The organism is Phocaeicola sp. GP0067 (genome assembly GCF_031119655.1).
Lineage (GTDB): Bacteria > Bacteroidota > Bacteroidia > Bacteroidales > Bacteroidaceae > Phocaeicola > Phocaeicola vulgatus.
The window spans coordinates 142324-164271 of record NZ_JAVHZY010000009.1; the positions used below are offsets into that span (position 1 = coordinate 142324).

General features: G+C 40.7%; 19 protein-coding genes, 1 other RNA gene and 1 pseudogene. 15 read left to right on the forward strand and 6 right to left on the reverse strand.

Features of this window, described 5'->3' with window-relative positions; translation table 11 throughout:
- Positions 1-5: 5 nt before the first annotated feature.
- The 11 genes from RE317_RS09580 to RE317_RS09630 all read left to right on the forward strand — a co-directional run bounded on the left by RE317_RS09580 (position 6) and on the right by RE317_RS09630 (position 11278).
- On the forward strand, positions 6-356 hold the full coding sequence (locus tag RE317_RS09580) for an NADH-quinone oxidoreductase subunit A (protein WP_005842860.1): 351 nt from the start codon (positions 6-8) through the stop codon (positions 354-356).
- On the forward strand, positions 347-943 hold the full coding sequence (locus RE317_RS09585) for an NADH-quinone oxidoreductase subunit B (protein WP_005842862.1): 597 nt from the start codon (positions 347-349) through the stop codon (positions 941-943). Before RE317_RS09580 ends, RE317_RS09585 begins: the two co-directional genes overlap by 10 nt.
- On the forward strand, positions 940-2499 hold the full coding sequence (locus RE317_RS09590; RefSeq protein WP_005842864.1) for an NADH-quinone oxidoreductase subunit D: 1560 nt from the start codon (positions 940-942) through the stop codon (positions 2497-2499). The genes RE317_RS09585 and RE317_RS09590 overlap by 4 nt, the downstream gene beginning before the upstream one ends.
- 123 nt (positions 2500-2622) lie before the next feature.
- Positions 2623-3699, forward strand: coding sequence for an NADH-quinone oxidoreductase subunit NuoH (gene nuoH / locus RE317_RS09595; protein ID WP_005849254.1), 1077 nt, complete (start codon positions 2623-2625; stop codon positions 3697-3699).
- Entirely contained in the window at positions 3699-4151 is a 453-nt protein-coding gene (locus RE317_RS09600; protein ID WP_005842869.1) for an NADH-quinone oxidoreductase subunit I, read from the forward strand. The genes nuoH and RE317_RS09600 overlap by 1 nt, the downstream gene beginning before the upstream one ends.
- Before the next feature lie 15 nt (positions 4152-4166).
- Entirely contained in the window at positions 4167-4670 is a 504-nt protein-coding gene (locus RE317_RS09605) for an NADH-quinone oxidoreductase subunit J (protein ID WP_005842872.1), read from the forward strand.
- Positions 4671-4675: 5 nt separating this feature from the next.
- Positions 4676-4984: an NADH-quinone oxidoreductase subunit NuoK gene (gene nuoK / locus RE317_RS09610; RefSeq protein ID WP_005842874.1), complete on the forward strand. Its 309-nt coding sequence runs from the start codon at positions 4676-4678 to the stop codon at positions 4982-4984.
- Positions 4985-4986: 2 nt separating this feature from the next.
- Entirely contained in the window at positions 4987-6888 is a 1902-nt protein-coding gene (nuoL, locus tag RE317_RS09615) for an NADH-quinone oxidoreductase subunit L (RefSeq protein ID WP_117677745.1), read from the forward strand.
- A gap of 53 nt (positions 6889-6941) precedes the next feature.
- A complete protein-coding gene (locus RE317_RS09620) occupies positions 6942-8423 on the forward strand; it encodes a NuoM family protein (RefSeq protein WP_005842878.1) in 1482 nt (493 codons plus the stop codon).
- A gap of 31 nt (positions 8424-8454) precedes the next feature.
- A complete protein-coding gene (locus RE317_RS09625) occupies positions 8455-9876 on the forward strand; it encodes an NADH-quinone oxidoreductase subunit N (RefSeq protein WP_005849259.1) in 1422 nt (473 codons plus the stop codon).
- A 175-nt stretch (positions 9877-10051) separates the two neighbouring features.
- Positions 10052-11278 (forward strand): glycoside hydrolase family 88 protein, encoded by a 1227-nt coding sequence (locus tag RE317_RS09630; protein WP_022508347.1) that lies wholly within the window; start codon positions 10052-10054, stop codon positions 11276-11278.
- Position 11279: 1 nt separating this feature from the next.
- Here the strand turns inward: RE317_RS09630 and RE317_RS09635 are convergent, their stop codons facing one another.
- Positions 11280-11522, reverse strand: coding sequence for a HAMP domain-containing sensor histidine kinase (locus tag RE317_RS09635; RefSeq protein WP_005849262.1), 243 nt, complete (start codon positions 11520-11522; stop codon positions 11280-11282).
- 434 nt (positions 11523-11956) lie between these two features.
- On the opposite strand from RE317_RS09635, the gene RE317_RS09640 reads away from it, so the two are divergent.
- Positions 11957-13363, forward strand: a complete 1407-nt coding sequence (locus RE317_RS09640; RefSeq protein ID WP_117814768.1) for a glycoside hydrolase family 28 protein — start codon at positions 11957-11959, stop codon at positions 13361-13363.
- Between the two features lie 63 nt (positions 13364-13426).
- On the opposite strand, the gene RE317_RS09645 is transcribed toward RE317_RS09640, so the two are convergent.
- Positions 13427-14677, reverse strand: a complete 1251-nt coding sequence (locus RE317_RS09645; RefSeq protein WP_032952779.1) for a GTP-binding protein — start codon at positions 14675-14677, stop codon at positions 13427-13429.
- 148 nt (positions 14678-14825) lie between these two features.
- On the opposite strand from RE317_RS09645, the gene RE317_RS09650 reads away from it, so the two are divergent.
- Positions 14826-16151: an alpha-L-fucosidase gene (locus RE317_RS09650; RefSeq protein WP_005842890.1), complete on the forward strand. Its 1326-nt coding sequence runs from the start codon at positions 14826-14828 to the stop codon at positions 16149-16151.
- Between the two features lie 178 nt (positions 16152-16329).
- Here RE317_RS09650 and ssrA read toward each other — a convergent pair.
- Positions 16330-16726: a transfer-messenger RNA gene (gene ssrA, locus RE317_RS09655) on the reverse strand.
- Between the two features lie 140 nt (positions 16727-16866).
- Between ssrA and RE317_RS09660 the strand changes: the two genes are divergently transcribed.
- Complete coding sequence (locus RE317_RS09660; RefSeq protein ID WP_057280081.1) at positions 16867-18033, forward strand: lactonase family protein; 1167 nt, start codon at positions 16867-16869, stop codon at positions 18031-18033.
- 91 nt (positions 18034-18124) lie between these two features.
- Here RE317_RS09660 and RE317_RS09665 read toward each other — a convergent pair whose 3' ends face one another.
- The 3 genes and pseudogenes from RE317_RS09665 to RE317_RS09675 form a co-directional block, all read right to left on the reverse strand.
- Positions 18125-19096 (reverse strand): type I phosphomannose isomerase catalytic subunit, encoded by a 972-nt coding sequence (locus RE317_RS09665; protein WP_016271028.1) that lies wholly within the window; start codon positions 19094-19096, stop codon positions 18125-18127.
- A gap of 113 nt (positions 19097-19209) precedes the next feature.
- A complete protein-coding gene (locus tag RE317_RS09670) occupies positions 19210-19368 on the reverse strand; it encodes a hypothetical protein (RefSeq protein ID WP_303266236.1) in 159 nt (52 codons plus the stop codon).
- A 14-nt stretch (positions 19369-19382) separates the two neighbouring features.
- A pseudogene (locus RE317_RS09675) lies at positions 19383-20452 on the reverse strand (carboxypeptidase-like regulatory domain-containing protein); the annotation flags it as partial.
- Positions 20453-20617: 165 nt separating this feature from the next.
- Here RE317_RS09675 and RE317_RS09680 point away from each other — a divergent pair.
- Complete coding sequence (locus RE317_RS09680; protein ID WP_008669567.1) at positions 20618-21634, forward strand: low specificity L-threonine aldolase; 1017 nt, start codon at positions 20618-20620, stop codon at positions 21632-21634.
- Positions 21635-21948: the final 314 nt, after the last annotated feature.

The window sequence follows — 21948 nt, forward strand, 5'->3', positions numbered from 1 at the left end:
TAGATATGTATTTTACATTATTAGTTGTCGTTATCCTGACGGCAATCGCATTAGTTGCCGTAGCATTGGGAATTGCCCGTGCCATTTCTCCCCGTTCATACAACTCACAAAAGGGAGAAGCTTACGAATGTGGTATTCCTACGCGGGGACGGTCGTGGATGCAATTCAAAGTAGGTTATTATCTATTTGCTATCCTCTTCCTGATGTTCGATGTGGAAACAGTATTTTTATTTCCTTGGGCTGTAGTGGTACAAGACCTAGGAGTGTACGGTCTGTTTAGCATCCTTTTCTTTTTAGTTATATTAGTTTTAGGTCTGGCATATGCCTGGAAGAAAGGAGCGTTGGAATGGAAGTAAAGAAACCAACCATAAAGTCTATTCCTTATGAAGACTTCAAAGACAATGAGTATTTGGAAAACATGGTCAAGCAGCTCAATGAAGGCGGTACCAAAGTACTGGTGGGCTGTTTGGATGACCTTATCAACTGGGGACGCAGCAATTCGTTGTGGCCGCTTACATTTGCAACCAGTTGTTGTGGAATCGAGTTTATGGCAGTGGGTGCTGCCCGGTATGATTTCGCCCGCTTCGGGTTTGAAGTAGCCCGTGCCAGTCCGCGCCAGGCAGATATGATCATGGTAGCAGGAACTATCACACACAAGATGGCTCCGGTACTAAAACGTTTGTATGACCAGATGGCGGATCCTAAATACGTCATTGCAGTAGGCGGATGCGCCATTAGCGGCGGTCCTTTTAAAAAATCATATCACGTATTGAACGGAGTAGACAAAATTCTTCCCGTTGACGTATATATTCCCGGATGTCCGCCCCGACCTGAAGCCTTGTTGTACGGCATGATACAATTGCAACGTAAAGTAAAACTGGAAAAATTCTTCGGCGGAGTGAACCGCAAAGAAAATGAACCACAAAATCCCGAACAAGCATGAGTGAAAGAATAGAAATACCTGCCGAAAAGCTACATGAAGAAATGCTGAAATTGCGGCAGGGTAAACATATGGATTTTCTACGCAGCCTTACCGGAATGGACTGGGGCGAAGAAGGACTAGGTGTAGTCTATCATCTGGAAGATACGAATACAAGAGAAAATATAGTGGTCAGCACTCGCACAACCAACCGAGAAAAGCCGGAACTTCCTAGTGTAAGTGATATTTGGAAAGGTGCTGAATTCAATGAACGCGAAGTGTACGACTATTATGGTATCCGCTTTATAGGACATCCTGATATGCGCCGTTTGTTCCTGCGTGATGACTGGGTAGGCTATCCATTGCGTAAGGACTACGATGAAAGCCTCAACCCACTCCGTATGACCAATGAGGAACCTGTAGACACGACACAATATATAGAAGTACAACATGATGGCAGTGTAATAGAAAAACGCGAAACCATTTTTGATGAGGACGAATATATCATTAACATAGGTCCTCAACATCCGGCAACCCACGGTGTACTTCGTTTTCGTGTTTCACTGGAAGGTGAGATTATCAAAAAACTGGATGTGCACTGCGGATACATCCATCGAGGTATCGAAAAAATGTGCGAAAGTCTTACCTATCCCCAAACCTTGGCCCTGACCGACCGTTTGGATTATTTAGGTGCGCACCAAAACCGCCATGCTCTCTGTATGTGCATTGAACAGGCAATGGGCGTAGAAGTAAGCGAACGGGTACAATACATTCGTACCATTATGGACGAATTGCAACGTATAGATTCTCACTTGCTTTTCTTCTCCTGTCTCTGTATGGATATGGGTGCCTTGACCGCATTCTTCTATGGATTCCGTGATCGTGAGAAGATATTGGATATCTTCGAAGCAACTACCGGAGGACGTTTGATACAGAATTATAACACCATTGGAGGGGTACAAGCTGATATCGCTCCGGACTTTGTACAGAAAGTAAAAGAATTCATTGCTTATCTGCGTCCGATGCTAAAAGAATACCATGAAGTATTCACCGGAAATGTCATTGCCCAAGAACGTTTGAAAGGTGTGGGAGTTCTTTCACGGGAAGATGCCATCTCTTTCGGAGCGACAGGAGGTACAGGACGCGCCAGCGGTTGGGCATGCGATGTCCGCAAGCGTCATCCCTATGCGATGTATGGCAAGGTAGATTTTAAAGAGATTGTCCACACTGAAGGTGACTGCTTTGCACGTTATATGGTCCGTATGGAAGAAATACTGGAAAGTATGGATATCATTGAGCAACTGATAGACAATATTCCTGAAGGGAACTATCAGGAAAAGATGAAACCGATTATACGTGTGCCCGAAGGGAATTATTATGCCGCAGTGGAAGGTTCTCGCGGAGAGTTCGGTGTTTATCTGGAAAGTCGTGGAGACAAATTTCCTTACCGCATGAAATTCCGCGCTACCGGTTTGCCTTTAGTATCAGCAATGGAAACTATGTGCCGCAACGCAAAAATTGCCGACTTAATTGCTATTGGTGGAACGGTAGATTATGTAGTACCGGATATTGACCGATAATAATGTGCCGATTCTTCAATATACAATTTGGAGAATGCACTATTTATCAGACTGAGAATTAACAAATTAAATAATTACAAGTTTGCCTATTGGCAAATTAGCAAATTGACACATTATTAAATTATGTTCGATTTTAGTATAGTCACCCAATGGGTACACTCACTGCTCACGTCATTTATGCCTGAAGAACTGGCAGTGCTCATAGAATGTATAGTAATTGGCGTATGTATCATGTTGGCATATGCAGTTATTGCTATCATTATGATTTTCATGGAACGTAAAGTGTGCGCCGCTTTCCAATGCCGCTTGGGGCCAATGCGTGTAGGTCCCCAAGGTACCATACAGGTGTTTGCCGATGTATTCAAGATGTTGATCAAGGAAATTATCACCATCCGGCATGCTGACAAGTTCCTGTACAATTTGGCACCTTACATTGTTATCCTCGCCTCTATCATGGCTTTCAGTTGCCTACCCATCAACAAGGGCATGGAGGTCCTTGATTTCAATGTAGGTATTTTCTTCTTATTGGCAGCATCCAGTATCGGTGTGGTAGGTATTTTGCTGGCAGGTTGGAGTTCCAATAACAAATATTCATTAATCGGAGCCATGCGAAGTGGCGCTCAAATGATTAGTTATGAATTATCTGTAGGATTAAGCATCCTTACCATTGTAATCTTAACAGATACCATGCAACTAAGCGAAATTGTAGAACGCCAAGCTGACGGCTGGTTCCTTTTTAAAGGACATATACCTGCATTGATCGCTTTTATCATTTATCTGATAGCCGGAAATGCAGAAGTCAACCGCGGCCCGTTTGACTTGCCTGAAGCAGAAAGTGAACTGACTGCGGGATATCATACCGAATATTCCGGTATGCACTTCGGCCTGTTCTATGTGGCAGAATTTGTAAACTTGTTTATCATCGCCGCAGTAGCCACAACCATCTTCCTGGGAGGATGGATGCCGCTACATATTCCTGGGCTAGACGGATTCAATGCCATCATGGATTATATACCCGGATTTATTTGGTTCTTTGGCAAGTCATTCTTTGTAGTATGGTTACTAATGTGGATCAAATGGACATTTCCCCGTCTGCGTATTGACCAAATTCTAACGCTGGAATGGAAGTACTTGGTTCCAATAGGTTTGTGCAACCTGTTGTTGATGGTAATTATTGTTGTATTTAAATTACATTTCTGATGAAAGAAGAAAAACATTCCTATATAAAAGGGCTGCTTCATGGCATCGGTACATTACTTACCGGCATGAAAGTGACAGGACGAGAGTTCTTCACTCCTAAAGTCACTGAACAATATCCCGAAAACCGTGCCACATTAAAAATATCGCCCCGTTTCCGAGGACGGCTTATCATGCCGGTTGATGAGAATGGTAATAACAAATGTATTGCTTGCGGACTTTGCCAGATGGCTTGCCCCAATGATACAATCACCATTACCAGCGAATCTGTGACCAACGAAGAAACAGGCAAGAAAAAGAAAATATTGGTAAAGTATGAGTACGACCTGGGAGCCTGTATGTTCTGTCAGCTTTGTGTGAACGCTTGTCCACACGATGCCATTCGGTTCGATACAGAATTCGAAAATGCTGTATTCGACCGCAGCAAACTAGTTCTCACTCTGAACAAAAAATAAAAAACAAACGATATTATGACACTACAACTAATTGTATTCATTGTACTGGCGTTGTTTATCGCTGTCTGTTCGGTATTGGCAGTCACGACCTCACGTATCTTGCGTGCAGCAACTTATCTGCTGTTCGTTTTATTTGGTACAGCAGGTATTTACTTCCAACTCAACTACTCATTCTTGGGAGCTGTACAATTACTGATTTACGCCGGTGGTATAACAGTGCTTTATGTATTTAGTATCTTATTGACCTCTTCACAGGGAGACAAAGCAGAGAGATTAAAAAATGGAAAGATGGTGGCCGGAGCTATTTCTACTATAGCAGGACTGGCTATCTGTCTGTTCGTCATGCTGAAGAACGAATTCTTGCCCTCTCATTTTGTTCATGGTGAACTGGATGTACGCACGATCGGTCATGCACTGATGGGCATGGAAAAATATCAATATATCCTTCCTTTCGAAGTAATCAGCGTGTTATTACTCGCTTGCATCGTAGGAGGAATCCTAATCGCTAGAAAAAGATAGAACTTATGGTACACATGGAATATTATCTGGTGGTTTCCACCTTTATGATGTTTGCGGGAATCTATGGTTTCTTCACCCGCCGCAATTTATTGGCCATGCTCATCAGTGTGGAACTGATACTGAATTCGGTAGACATCAACTTCGCCGTATTCAACCGATACCTCTTTCCCGAAGAACTGGAAGGCTTTTTTTTCGCCCTGTTCGCTATCGGCGTGAGTGCGGCTGAAACAGCAGTAGCTATTGCTATCATTATCAATATCTACCGCAATGTACGCAATATCCAAGTGAAGAACTTAAATGAAATGAAAAACTAATTATGGAACATACAATACTAATCCTTATCCTACCTTTCCTCAGTTTCCTGATACTGGGGCTGGCAGGTATGCGTATGAAGAACGGATTGGCAGGGACCATCGGCACCGTTTCACTGGCAGGGGTGACGTTGCTTTCCTACCTCACTGCCTTCAATTATTTTGCAGGAGGGCGTACGGCAGAAGGCGTCTATCCTACTCTCACACCTTATAATTTTGAATGGTTACCTTTCACAACGAACCTGCATATTGACATGGGAATCATGCTTGACCCTATTTCAGTTATGATGCTAGTCGTTATTTCCACCGTCAGTCTGATGGTACATATCTATTCATTCGGATATATGAAAGGTGAAAAAGGCTTTCAACGTTACTACGCATTTCTTAGCCTGTTTACCATGTCCATGTTGGGGCTCGTAGTAGCAACTAATATTTTCCAGATGTATGTCTTTTGGGAACTGGTAGGTGTTTCTTCTTATCTACTTATCGGCTTTTATTACACCAAGAAAGAAGCGATTGCTGCCAGTAAAAAAGCATTTATTGTTACCCGTTTCGCTGATTTAGGCTTTCTGATCGGTATCTTGATTTACGGCTATTATGCCGAAACATTCTCGTTCACCCCCCAACTTCAGGTACTTGCAGTTGCCGGAAGTATGATACCATTGGCCTTGGGGCTAATGTTTATCGGTGGTGCCGGTAAAAGTGCGATGTTTCCATTGCACATCTGGTTACCGGATGCTATGGAAGGTCCTACTCCTGTCAGTGCATTAATCCATGCTGCTACCATGGTAGTAGCCGGTGTATATCTGGTAGCCCGTATGTTCCCGTTGTTTATAGGATATGCGCCCGAAGTGCTGCACTGGATAGCTTATATCGGTGCGTTCACTGCATTCTACGCCGCTAGTGTGGCGTGTGCACAAAGCGATATCAAACGTGTGCTCGCCTTCTCCACTATATCTCAAATTGGATTTATGATTGTCGCATTAGGCGTTTGTACTTCTATGAATCCTCATGAAGGAGGACTAGGCTACATGGCATCCATGTTCCACCTGTTCACACATGCCATGTTCAAGGCATTGCTGTTCTTAGGAGCCGGATGTATCATTCATGCCGTACACAGTAACGAGATGAGCGCCATGGGAGGACTTCATAAATTCATGCCCGTCACCCATTGGACATTCCTGATTGCTTGTCTGGCTATCTCGGGTATCTGGCCATTCTCAGGTTTTTTCTCTAAAGACGAAATTCTGACTGCCTGCTTCCAATTCAATCCTGTTATGGGATGGATAATGACAGGCATTGCCGCCATGACAGCATTTTATATGTTCCGCCTTTATTATTGTATTTTCTGGAATGGAGAATGGAAAGGACACTCCCACGAATCCGGACCTGATGCACATACTCCGCATGAGGCTCCACTTACCATGACATTCCCGCTGATGTTTTTAGCCGCTATCACCTGTATTGCCGGATTCATACCTTTCGGCAATCTGATCAGTAGTAACGGAGAAGCCTATACCATTCATCTGGATATGCAGATAGCTGCTACAAGTATCATTATTGCTATAGCATCCATCGCTTTAGCTACATGGATGTATGCAGGTAAGAGACAACCCGTAGCCAACTATCTGGCGCGCACATTCCCACGTTTGCACACAGCAGCTTACCACCGTTTCTATATGGATGAGATATGGTTGTTCGTAACCAAGAAAATCATCTTCCGGTGCATCAGTACTCCGATAGCCTGGTGGGACCGGCACGTTATCGATCAATTCTTTAACTTCACTGCGTGGAGTACTCATGCTACCGCCGATGAAATACGTGACATGCAAAGTGGAAACGTACAGCAGTACAGTATTTGGTTCCTTGCAGGTGCATTGATATTGACGCTGATACTATTAATTTAATGAATAATAAAAAATCCGCCGCATGGCCATTTTTTAATTTTTAATTTAAAAAGATGAACATACTAAGTTTTTTCATTATAGTTCCCTTGTTGATGCTCGCGAGCCTTTGGGCTTCGCGCAGCGTCAATCAAGTTCGCGGAGTGATGGTTGTCGGATCTTCCATATTATTGGCATTATCCGTTTACCTCACCATTGATTATATCGAACTACGCCAAGCCGGTGCTACAGGAGAGATGCTGTTCACAGCCAGCACAGTTTGGTATGCACCACTCCATATATGTTACTCAGTAGGAGTAGACGGTATATCAGTAGCAATGTTGCTACTTAGTTCCATTATTGTATTCACCGGTACTTTTGCATCGTGGAAGTTACAACCATTGACAAAAGAATATTTCATGTGGTTCACTCTATTGAGTGTAGGGGTATTCGGATTCTTCGTTTCAACAGACCTGTTCACCATGTTCATGTTTTATGAAGTAGCCTTAATTCCAATGTATCTGCTCATCGGTGTATGGGGAAGCGGACGTAAAGAATATGCCGCCATGAAACTTACATTAATGTTAATGGGTGGTTCTGCATTTCTACTGATCGGAATTCTCGGTATTTTTTATGGTGCAGGCGGTGAAACTATGAACTTGCTGGAAATCGCCAAACTGCATATACCTCATGAAATGCAACGCATCTTCTTCCCGCTTATCTTCTTGGGGTTCGGAGTCTTAGGAGCTTTGTTCCCTTTCCATACATGGAGTCCCGATGGTCATGCTTCTGCACCGACTGCTGTTTCTATGCTTCACGCTGGAGTATTGATGAAACTAGGAGGTTACGGATGCTTCCGTGTTGCTATGTACCTGATGCCTGAAGGTGCAGCCATGTGGGGAGATGTATTCCTGATATTGACCACTATTTCTGTAGTTTACGGTGCATTCAGTGCTGTGGTACAAACCGACTTAAAATATATCAATGCCTATTCCTCCGTATCCCACTGCGGATTGGTGCTCTTTGCCCTGCTGATGATGACACGCACCAGTTGTACGGGTGCTATTCTCCAAATGTTGAGTCACGGATTAATGACCGCTTTGTTCTTCGCCCTTATTGGTATGATATACGGACGTACCCACACTCGTGATGTCCGATTAATGGGAGGTTTGATGAAGATTATGCCTTTCCTGGCTGTAGGTTATGTTATTGCTGGTCTTGCTAATTTGGGACTTCCGGGACTAAGTGGTTTTGTTGCTGAAATGACGGTCTTTGTAGGTTCTTTCCAAAATGATGATACATTCCATCGCGTATGTACCCTAGTGGCAACAACAAGTATCGTCATTACCGCAGTCTATATCCTGCGTGTAGTAGGTAAAATTCTTTATGGTAAAGTTTTGAATCCCGAACATCTGAAACTCACAGACGCAACCTGGGATGAACGAGTAGCCGTTATCTGCCTCATCGCCTGTGTAGCAGGTTTAGGAATGGCTCCATTCTGGATAAGCGATCTGATCAGTAACAGTGTAGAACCAATCATAAGTCAATTATTAAATTAAAATTTGAGAATTAAAAATTAAAAAAATAGCAATGATGGACATAACTGCAATACTCCATATGCATGCCGAACTGAGTCTGACAGCCGTTTTTATTCTGATGTTTCTGTTAGATTTATTTTTACCGGCTCCACAACGTCACTGGTTACGCCCCATGGCATGTATCCTGCTGACCATTCAACTCTTAGCAAACCTATGGCCGGAAGAGGTGACTTTATTTGGCGGCATGTATCACTCAACCCCTATGGCGTCTGTTCTGAAAAGCATCCTGACCATAGGTACCATACTGGTGTTTCTGCAAGCAGACACTTGGCTAAAACGTGAAGACACCCGTCATAAACAAGGCGAATTCTACATCCTTACCCTCAGTACCTTGCTGGGTATGTATTTCATGGTAAGCGCAGGGCACTTCCTGCTATTCTTCCTTGGATTGGAATTGGCAACCGTTCCTATGGCTTGTCTCGTAGCTTTCGATAAATATAAAGGGCATAGTGCCGAAGCCGGAGCTAAATTCATTCTTTCGGCTTTATTCTCCAGCGGTATTTTCCTCTATGGCATTTCTATGATTTATGGGACAGCAGGTACTTTATATTTTGAAGATATCCCTGCCGGACTGACAGGAACTCCATTACAAGTTCTTGCACTAGTATTTTTCTTCTCCGGACTGGCCTTCAAATTAAGCTTGGTACCTTTTCATCTGTGGACAGCAGATACTTATCAAGGTGCACCGACTACAGTAAGCGCCTACCTATCCGTTATTTCAAAAGGCGCAGCTGCTTTTGCTTTAATGATTATTTTAATGAAAGTATTCGGACCAATGACTGAACAATGGAGTGAAATACTATGTATTATCATTGTAGCCACCATCACTATAGCCAATCTGTTCGCCATCCGCCAAAACAACCTGAAACGCTTTATGGCCTTCAGCAGTATTTCACAAGCCGGTTACATAATGTTGGCTGTACTGGCTGGAACTCCGCAGGGCATGGCATCCCTAGTATATTATATAGTAGTATACATTGCCGCCAATCTCGCCGTATTCGGTGTCATCAATACCATTGAGCAACATACCCACGGTAAAATAGAGCGCGAAGATTATAACGGACTTTATAAGACCAACCCTAAACTAACTATGGTCATGACACTTGCTCTTTTCTCATTGGCAGGTATCCCGCCATTTGCCGGATTCTTCAGTAAGTTCTTTGTATTCATGGCAGCATTCCATAGCGGATATTATCTTATTGTATTTATCGCATTGGTCAATACAATCATTTCATTGTATTATTACTTATTGATTGTAAAAGCCATGTTCATCACACCTAATGAAGACCCTATCGGCAATTTTCGTACAGCAACTCCGATGCGCATCAGTCTGTTGGTATGTGTAGCCGGCATATTCGTTTTAGGAATTATAAGTGGGGTATATCAACTATTAAGTGATACAGCAATACTATAAAAGTTCAGTTACAAAAAGAAGAATAATAACTGAAATGATTATTGTATTTCTATGATCAATATTCTTTTACTTTGGAAGCAGAATCAATCTGTTTTCAAAGTAAAAGAATACCTTAAAGTTTCTCTTCAACAAATTTATCATTATCTTCGTAGCAAATTATAAAAAAATAAGTACTATGAAGAAAGTCCTCTATATTACAATACTCGCTTGCTCTACTTTATGGGGATCTTGCACAGAGAAAAATAAACAATCCGCCAGAACAGATTCCTTTATAGAAAAAAATGTAGCATTTGCACGTGCACAAATCGGGAATGAAATACAAATTATAGAAAAATCAGAGAAATTTATAAACCCTGTGACACTGAAAACTGACAGTACCATTTATTATTGTGACTACGCCGACTGGCGAAGTGGTTTTTTCCCTGGGTCAGTGTGGTATCTATATGAGTTAAGTGGCGACACTACTCTCTTATCATTAGCTGATAAATACACTTCGGCCATAGAAGAAGCCAAAAAACTGACTTGGCACCATGATGTAGGTTTCATGATAAATTGTAGTTTCGGCAATGGATGGCGAACAACTAAAGTACCCAGATACAAAGAAGTCATGATAGAAGCTGCACGTTCATTAGCTACTCGTTTCCGTGAAAAGCCGGGAATTATCCAATCATGGGATGTGACCCGCGGCTGGCAATCGGAACGCGGTTGGGAATGTCCGGTCATAATAGATAATATGATGAATTTAGAGTTACTATTTGAAGCAACTAAATTATCTGGTGATTCCACCTTTTATCATATAGCAGTGAACCATGCAGACCGCACTTTGAAAGAGCATTTCCGTACAAACGGAAGTTGTTATCATGTAATAGATTATAGTTTGGCAGACGGCATGGTACGGCATAGACAAACAGCCCAAGGATATGCAGACGAATCGACTTGGAGTCGTGGACAAGCATGGGCGATTTATGGTTACACTGTGTGTTACCGGGAAACTCATGATAAAAAGTATCTGAATCAGGCATTGAAGACTTTCCAATTTATGAAAACACATCCCCGGCTTCCCAAAGACTTGATTCCTTATTGGGATATGGATGCTCCCAATATTCCCAATGAACCACGAGACGCTTCAAGTGCTTCTTGTATAGCTTCTGCACTTTATGAAATTAGTACAATGGATGTGCCTGATGCAAACAGTTATAAGAACTATGCAGACAGTATTATGGCCTCTCTAGCCTCACCAAACTATCTGGCATCTCTTGGAAAAAATGGTAACTTTTTATTAATGCATTCAGTGGGCAGTATTCCTCATGGCACAGAAATAGATGTACCTTTAAATTATGCAGACTATTATTTCCTGGAAGCATTGAAACGAAAGCGTGACATTGAAGAAGGCACACACTAAGTTATACAGACAAACACAGAAATATTTCCTCCCGTTCTTCGGGAGGAATGCCACAGCCGGTATCGGTTACTTCAATTCGTAACTTACTTTGTGCCTTATCCAACTTTATTTTAAGAGTTACAGATCCAGAATCTGTAAATTTATTAGTATTATCAAACAGGCTCTCTATCACTAGCGACAAATGCAATTCATTGGTGGAGATAAACATTTCCCCTTTTGGTAATTTCACCAATACAAGTACCATAAAAAGTCTAATTACTAAAAAACTCCTGTTCTTAGTTTCCAAACGGTAATTTTCATAGTTCAATTGATCTACTCCATACTTTACAGGTAGTTCACTAAATTATTTTTTCAGACTAGAAGAATTAATGGAATCCTGCGCTTGTATATCTTATAATATTCAGAAGACTATCTTTGGTAGTAGAAATACTACCTCCTATCACGACAAGAATTCCCCAACAGATATCAATATATACAAGTGATGTATTTCATAATATCAGATTATTAAGGTACGAATATACAAATAATATAAAAATGTAGCAGCAGTTATTCCTCTATTATTAGAATTTACACAATAATGGGCAATTAATCCACTTATTTTCTAATTATATGCTTTAATATTGCATCGTAGATATTTTTTGGTAACTATGAAATTATTAATTATTAAACATCAAAGATATGGTAAAAAAGTTAGTTAGTGTACTTTGTATATGTGCATATTTTGGACTTGCTCATGCACAAATACCACAAGAGATTTGGAAAGAAAGTGAGCAAATAGAAAAACAAATCAAAAAGACTTCTTTTCCCGATCGTGTGTACAACATTAAAGATTTCGGTGCCAAAGAAGGAAATAATGGTGAAATACTCTGCCATGAAGCAATCAATCTAGCTATCCTCACATGCAGCCAGACAGGTGGAGGAACTGTATTAGTTCCACCCGGAGAATTTCTAACAGGTCCTATCACACTGAAAAGTAATGTAAATCTGCATTTGGAAGAAGGTGCCTATCTAAAATTTTCTTCAGAGAAATATCTATATACTCCAACCGTACTCACTCGTTGGGAAGGAGTAGACTGTTACAATTTGCATCCATTAATTTATGCTTATGGTGAAAGCAACATAGGCATTACCGGTAAAGGTATTATAGACGGACAGGCCAGTAATGATAACTGGTGGAGTATGTGTGGTGCTCCACACTATGGCTGGAAGGAAGGGATGACAGCTCAAAAAAATGGCGGCAGAGACAAATTACTGATGTACGCCGAAACATTTGCCCCGATAGATAAGCGCCAAATGACTTTTGAAGACGGTTTACGTCCCCAACTTATCAATCTATATCGTTGCAACACTATTTTAATAGAAAATGTAACATTGAAAAATTCTCCGTTTTGGGTTATCCATCCTTTATTTTGTGAAAGTCTAACAGTGCGTGGGGTTAAAGTTTCCAGTCACGGTCCCAATAGCGATGGCTGCGATCCGGAATCAAGTAAGAACGTATTAATTGAAAACTGTATATTCGATACTGGAGACGACTGCATTGCCATTAAAAGCGGACGGAATGCTGACGGACGGAAATGGAATGTACCAAGTGAAAATATCATTGTACGCAATTGCGAAATGAAAGACGGACACGGTGGTGTAGTTGTAGGCAGTGAGATTTCGGGAGGATATAATAACCTGTTTGTTGAAAACTGCAAAATGGACAGCCCGAACCTAGAACGTGTCATCCGCATCAAAACCAACAACTGCCGTGGTGGTGTCATTGAAAATATTTATGTGCGTAATGTAGAAGTAGGTGAATGTCGCGAAGCCGTTTTGAAAATCAACCTGCAATATGAAAACCGTGAAAAATGTGACAGAAGTTTCCCACCTGTAGTACGCCATGTATATCTGGATAATGTTACCAGTGAAAAAAGTAAGTACGGAGTCTTGATTACCGGATATGATGACCGTGTTAATATTGAAGACATCCATGTAACAAACAGCCGTTTCAATAATGTAGAGAAAAAGGGAAATTTAATTACGGGAGCTAAGGATGTAGTACTGAAAGAACTGTATATCAATGGAAATAAGGTAAGAAAATAAGATAAAAAATCTTTGGTATAATGAGATACCATCATACCAAAGATTATATCCTCTTTTGAGAACCTATTCCAGACACTCATCAAGTTCACGTATCAACTCTTCTTTATCAAGATGTCGCCCGATAAAAACTATTTTCTGCATACGATCTCCATATTTATCATCCCAATCCCGCAATAAGCCCGGTTCCTGACGCATTACCTCTATCAGTTCTTCTTCAGGTGCCGTAGCATACCATAAACCGGCTTCCTTCAACTTTTTCTGCACACCGGCCTGTTCAAAAAGAAAAGACATATCACGATTATTGCTGAAATAACAGACTCCTTTTGCTCGAATAATATTACGACTCCACTGGGTTGATACAAAACGATCAAATTTATGGATATCAAAAGCCGGACGACGATAATACACAAAAGTACTGATGCCATATTCATCCACTTCACTACCTTCATGATGATGATGGTGTGCATGCTCCTCATCGTGATGATGATGCTCATGCTCCTCCGCTTCTTTTTTCTGCTCTTCCGTAAGGGCACTCTCTATTCCACGTATCCAACCGGCAGAAGTGGCAGTACGTTCAAAGTCAAATGCTTCAGTATAGATTATCTTATCCAAATCTGCATTAGCATAATCACATTCTATTATTTCAGCTGCAGGTTGTAATGTACGGATAATCTGTTTGATACGTTCCAATTCGTCACGTTTCACTTCCGAGGCCTTATTCAACAATACAACATTACAAAATTCAATCTGTTGGATAATCAAATTTTCAATATCCTCTTCGTCAATACCCTTACAGGTCAAATCGTTGCCACAAGAAAACTCACTTTGCAGACGCAAGGCATCTACCACAGTCACAATACAATCCAAACGACATCCCCCGTACGTATTCCCCATACTTGAAATAGAACAAATAGTCTGTGCGATAGGAGCTGGTTCACAAACCCCACTTGCCTCAATCACAATGTAATCAAAACGCTCCTGCTTCATAATATCATCTATCTGCTCCACCAAATCCATCTTTAAAGTACAACAGATACAACCGTTCTGAAGTGCTACCAAGCTTTCGTCTTTCTTTCCTACAATCCCCCCCCTCTGTATGAGGTCGGCATCAATATTCACCTCACCGATATCATTGACAATAACCGCAAACTTAATACCACGTTTATTAGAAAGAATATGGTTCACTAATGTCGTTTTTCCACTGCCCAGATAACCGGTCAAAAGCAGTATAGGAATTTCTTTTACTCTCATATAAAATTCAATATTACTTTCACAAAGGTATAGAATGATTAATTTCCAAACAATAGAAAACATCTTTTTATACCTTATAAACAAAAAAGACTCTTTACATACCCCCAGTTAGAATCCATTAAAATTCAATTCGCAGTGCAACATTTTTCAAAAAATGCTTTAAATATTCCAAGAGTATAACTATATTTCGCAAAACAAATTTATAATAACAATGAGAAACAAATTAGCACAAAAAATCAAATTAGGCGCAGCCTTGTTATTGATGGCGGGAACTTCAGCCTTCGCACAAACCTCCAATCAAATTTATACACCTACTCCTGAAAATATAAAAGCACGGCAGGAATTTCAAGATAATAAATTCGGTATATTCCTTCATTGGGGCATTTACAGTATGACCGCCCAAGGAGAATGGTATATGAACACTCACAACATCAACCGTAATGAATACGCCAAACTGGCATCCGGATTCTATCCTTCGCGCTTCGATGCTGCCGAATGGGTTTCTGCCATCAAAACCTCCGGAGCCAAATATATCTGTATTACCAGTAGACACCATGACAGTTTCTCAATGTTTGATACAAAAGAATCCGATTTTAATATCGTAGATGCCACCCCTTTCAAACGAGACATACTAAAAGAACTGGCAGAAGAATGTCAAAAACAAGGCATCAAACTCCATTTTTATTATTCACATTTGGACTGGTTTCGTGACGACTATCCGGAAGGAAACACCGGACATGGAACAGGACGTCCCAAAGGACATGGAAACTGGGCAAGTTACTACAAGTTTATGAATAAACAGCTGACCGAACTTTTGACTAACTATGGTCCTGTCGGTGCCATTTGGTTTGATGGTATTTGGGATCAACCTACCAACTTCAATTGGCAACTGGAAGAACAATACGCATTAATTCATAAACTGCAACCATCCTGTCTAATAGGTAACAATCATCACCGAACTCCTTATGCAGGAGAAGATTTCCAAATGTTCGAACGTGATTTGCCCGGTGAAAACAAAGCCGGTTTTTCAGCAGGACAAGGAATAAGTGAACTCCCTTTAGAAACTTGTGAAACAATGAACGGAATGTGGGGCTACAGAATTGAAGACCAAAATTACAAATCCCCTAAAGAATTGATACACTATTTGGTTAAGGCAGCTGGAAAAAATGCAAATTTGCTAATGAATATTGGACCTCAACCCAACGGAGAATTACCTGCTACAGCTGTAGAACATCTAAAACAGGTGGGTAAATGGATGAATCAATATGGAGAAACGATTTATGGAACCCGTGGTGGTGATGTAGTTCCTCATACATGGGGGGTATCAACTCGCAAAGGTGACCGTTTATTCATCCATATACTAGATTTGCAGGATGATGCACTTTATATACCTCTGAAGGCAAAAGTAAAGAAAGCAATACAGTTCATTTCCAAAACTCCACTTTCTTTCAAACAGGAGAAAGACGGCATATTTATAAAACTGCCTCAAGTACCTGATGACATAGATTATGTAATAGAATTAGTCATTAAACAATAAAATAGCATTCATCTTTAAACAAGCGTCTTTTATGGAAAAACAAGAATTTCTTTAGAAAAAGAGAGAAAATGTATTCTACACAAATCAGAAAAGAAACATGAGTAGGCTACATACATTACTCTTCTAAAAAATAATTCGTCCTTGGATTATGGAAACCCAAGGACGAATTACTCTTAGTTTGTGGAGCTGGAGGGAGTCGAACCCTCGTCCAAACGAGGAAGCCATACGCTTTCTACATGCTTATCTTCGCCTAAATTTTCGAGTATAAGCAGGACCGAAGCCACCAACTTATACCTTATCCTCTAAATTTTCGTAAGAGACACGAGGCGGATCTCTAACTATTCCCGATTTTACTGCACCACTTGATCAAACGCTTCGGAACAAGAGCTTTTGAGTGATGTCTCGTTTCCACCACTTTGGCAGAAATAAAGCTAATCTACTATGATTCGATTAAGCAGCAAGAGCATAATTTTCGTTGCCAGATAAAATTTTGAAAACTGGGATTATAGTGCCAATCAACCACGCACTGCATGCTTACATACCACTTAGCCACGCTGTCAAATCCAGTCAACCCCGTACTGGTAACTCATAAAGAGATTACAAATATACACACACTTCTGTTAATATCCAATTATTTATTCATTTATTTAGCGCATTTTAATGAGAACAATGTATCTTTGAAAATAATTTTTCTAATCCTAACAGATCAGACAATATGAACAAAAAATTAATGGTATTGTGTATGAGCAGTATGATACTGGGAGGCTGTATACCCTCTCCCAAGAAACAAACGGAAGCAATTACAGTTGAAGAAAATCCGAATATGATGTATATGTTGGTAGGCAGTTATGCAACTCCGGAGGAAGAAGGTATCAAGGTTTATAACTTTGATGAACAAAATGGCAACTCACAATATATCAGCGGAATAAAAGGAATATCCAACCCATCTTTCCTCATCCCGTCGGCTGATGGAGAAAGAATATATGCTGTAGGGGAGGATTCCGGAAAAAGTTCTACCGCCAATGCCATCAAATTCGATAAAGAACAAAAGAGACTAACTTTGCTTAATTCTCAACCCACTGACGGCGGTGCACCTTGTTATATAACTCTCAGCCCGTCGGAAAAATTTGTCTTGACAGCAAATTATATGGGAGGTAGTATTACCGTTTTCCCACTAGATAAAGACGGCAAATTAAAATCCGAAACACGCCTTATTTCCTTTACAGGAAATAGTCTTGACAAAGAGAGACAAACACAGCCACATTTACATTGTATAGAATTCACTCCAGACCATAAATATCTACTTGCCAGTGATTTAGGTACAGACCAGATTCATGTATTTCCTGTTAGTGAGAATGTAACTGATGGTGTATCCCATTCCTTGCTGAATGAATCCGAAGAATTTAATATAAAAGTAGAATCAGGATCAGGACCACGCCACATTTGTTTCCATCCGAACCAAAAATTCGCTTATTTGATTAATGAAATCTCAGGAAAAGTTATAGCTTTCTCTTACGACAAAGGAAAATTAAACACCATACAATATATAGAAGCTGACACAGTGGGTGCCAAAGGTAGCGGAGATATTCACATTTCACCTGATGGAAAATTTCTGTATGCATCCAACCGCTTAAAAGCAGACGGTATCGCTATTTTCTCCATAAATCAGGAAGAAGGAACATTAACAAAGACAGGTTATCAGCTTACTGGTATCCATCCACGTAATTTTATTATCAGCCGGAACGGACGATACCTGTTGGTGGCCTGCAGAGACAGCAACTCCATACAAGTATTTGAAAGAGATTCCCAAACAGGGCTACTGAAAGACACAGGCAAAACAATAAAAACCAATAAGCCTGTATGCCTAAAGTTTACCTTTTAAACAGGAAACATTGTTTTTAATAAAATAAACTGCTGTTTCCAATACATACAATGAAAGCAGCAGTTTATTTTATCAAAAACAAAACGAATCTTTATACATAAGTTTCCAAGAACTTAACATGACCTTCCACAGTCACTTTCACCTCTTTTGTTGTGGCAGGGAAAAGGATAGATTCACCGGCTTGCAATTCCAATGAGTTACCATCCCCATCAGTTACCGTACATGTACCTTCCATGCAAATATAAATTACAAATGAATCAAGTTCACTATAATCTATCGTCATATTTTCAGTCAAATCATAAACAGAAGTAGTGAAATACGGACAGGTAACCAACTCGACAGATTCATTCTGTTTCGGAGTATAATGAGTACGATAATCCTCTTCTACAGAATAATCTATGGCATCTTTTGACAATTCTGTATGCAACTCACGAGTATTGCCATTTTTATCCTTACGATTGAAATCATAAATTCGATAAGTCACATTCGAGGTCTGCTGAATCTCAGCAATAAAGCATCCGGCTCCAATACTATGGATACGTCCTGCAGGCAAGAAAAACACATCACCCGGTTGTACGGCATAATCAGCCAATGCATCACAAATAGTATTATCAGCAATCATTGCAGCATATTCATCGGGAGTAATTTTTTTACTTAATCCCGAACGCAGATGTGCTTTCCCCCCGGCATTGTCAATAACATACCACATTTCGGTCTTGCCCATCGAATTATGACGCTTCTTTGCCAGTTCATCATCTGGATGCACTTGTATAGAGAGATCGTCACAAGCATCAATGAATTTGATCAACAAGGGAAAATTATCGCCAAAACGCTGATAATTACTATCTCCTACCAAAGAACCTTTATATTCTTTTACCAACTGGCTCAAATTTTTGCCGGCTTCAGTTCCATTAGCAACAACAGACTCATCGCCTGGGACATTAGAAATTTCCCAACTTTCGCCAACCTGAGGCTGTTCAATATTCAGATGTTTGAACGGGATAATCTTTTCTCCACCCCAAATGGTGGATTTCAGAATGGGGTTAAATTTAAATGGATACATAGGTGTATTAATTAATAGTTTCTAGGTTTGGATACAAAAATAAGGGAATTCTATGACTTTACCGCATAGAATCCCCTAAAATTAACAGCTATGTGTGTATATTCAAAGGTGTATTAGTCGTCTGTATTATTAGGATCGAAATTAGTCCAGCCATCCAACCAATTATCATCTGTTCCAAACGCTCCGATATATTCTACTGTCTCAAAACCGCTGCTCAACAGTGCGTCATTAAATGAAGCGGCTGTCAACACAGGGCTATCTGCATCCGGCATATAATTAACACCGAAGCACCAAACAAATTATTATCCATATCCAGATATGTCTTATATAGTTCACTGTTCCTAACATAGCCAAAGTACGTCCGCTACTATCCACCCAGCAACGGCTGAAATTCATATTCAGGCTAAGATCTACCAAGGGCCTACGATCTTTAACGGTCCAGTCATTGTTTAACCCATTATTTAATAAATCATAGCCATTGTTCATCGGACTAAGCACAACATTGATTCCACCCTTCAAGCTACAAAAGCCATTATCGAAACCTAGAAAATCTGTGCCACTTCCTTTATTATACAGAATTTTTTTTAAATGAGTCTGATCATTTAAACTAGTTCCAACCGAAATAGTAAACAAATTACTGCTAGGAACATCTTTGGTATTCACTAAAATAAAACCACCACTGAAATCAGCCGGATATTCCAGTGCAGGCGATTTCACTACCAACATATTATCCAACTGCGACGATGGAATAATATCGAAAGAGAAAGCACGCGCATCGGCTTCAGAACTAGGTACGGCACTATTATAAATCCACACATTATTATACCGTTGTGAAAACCCACGTACCATAACGAATTTCTCCTCAATCATACTGATACCCGGTACACGGCGAATCACTTCCGGAGCATCTTTATCTTGCGTCTTGGTAATCTGCTGGGCAGAAGCTCCCGTTTGCATAACCAAGCTGGTACGTTGTTGGGTAATAATAGCATTCTCCGTATTCTTTTTAGCATCCGCTACAACCACAACTTCTCCTAATTGTTGATGATCCTGTTCTAGTTCTACTTTTATTTCGAACATACCGTTTATTGTAACCTCAACAGTCTGTGTACAATAAGACACATAAGATATAATAAGCTTGTACGTTCCATTTCTTAATCCCGCAAGTTAGAAATTACCATCCACATCAGTAATAGTTCCTGTATTTATACCACTTAACTGTACAGCAGCACCAATAAGTGGCTCTTTAGTCGCTTCATCTGTTACAGTTCCTCTCAAAGCAGCCGCCTGTACGGTCAATACCAACATCAAGAGAATTATCATAAGGCTAATGCCTTTCATCTGAGCTTTCATCATACTTTTACCTTGTTATTTTTCCGATGACAAAGATCAGATAAAAGCATTACATGTATAATACATCTGCATGATGCTCCTTTTGCGTATTTATTTCAATGATGTTTCATTGCATTTTGTTGAAAAAGCTCCTACCTTTACAAATAAATTGTAAAATAGAAAAAGAATATGAGAAGTTTTGCATCTGACAATAATTCAAGTGTACATCCCCGCATCATGGAAGCGTTAATGAAGGCCAATAACGGACATGCACTTGGCTATGGAGATGATCCATGGACAGAAGAAGCCGCCCACAAAGTGAAAGAACAATTTTCACGTCCATGTGAAGCACTGTTTGTTTTTAATGGCACAGGCAGTAATACTATGGCGCTGCAAATAATGACCCGTCCTTACCATATTATCTTCTGTGCCGACACAGCTCACATTGCTGTAGATGAATGTGGTGCCCCCAGTAAAGCGACTGGCTGTTTCATGCGCACAATTCCTACTCCGGATGGCAAACTGACTCCGGAATTACTAAAACCATTTATGGTTAACTTTGGTATAGAACACCATTCTCAGCCCGGAGCAATTTACCTAAGTCAATGTAGTGAATTGGGAACAATTTATAAACCAGAAGAAATATGCGCATTGACAGAATTTGCACACCGGCATGGACTGTTTGTGCATATGGACGGTGCCCGTATCTCTAATGCCGCGGCAGCATTGGGAATGAGTCTTGATGATATATCAGGAGCTTGCGGAGTTGACACATTGACTTTGGGAGGAACAAAGAACGGACTGATGGGAGCCGAATGTGTAGTGATGTTCAATCAGGATTTGATAAAGGAAGCACGTTATGCCAGAAAACAATCTTGCCAATTGGCCAGCAAAATGCGTTATATCTCTTGCCAGTTCACAGCCTTCCTTGAAGATAACCTATGGTTAACATGCGCACAACATGCCAACGCAATGGCGCAACGCTTGTACAAGAAACTTTCCACAATGCCTGATATAAAGTTTACCCAAACAGTGGAGAGCAACCAATTATTCTTCATCATGCCGCGTGAAAAAGAAGATAAGCTACAAGAATATTATCATTTCTACTTTTGGAACGAAACCATAGGAGAAATGAGACTTGTTACCTCTTTCGATACAACAGAAGAAGATGTCGACAAACTGATAGCTTGCATAAAGACTCTATAATCATCTCCCGGTTCTCTATCAGGGCAGGCCTTCAGACCTGCCTGTTCTATTTCCAGTCCCTATTCCAAGGCATAAGTACCCGGTGAGGGTTTCCGGACCTGCCCCTGCCGGAGAAAAGACATGGCGGAGCCTTCCGGACAGTTCCATGGGAAAGGTACCCACACCCACGGGAAAAAAACGGTAGAGGTCACATTTCACACGTGCGGATACAAAAAAAGCCTCCGGAACTTCTTCAAGTCCGGAGGCTTCAATCAAAACGGCGGCTACCTACTCTCCCACTGTGACGCAGTACCATCGGCGTGACAAGGCTTAAC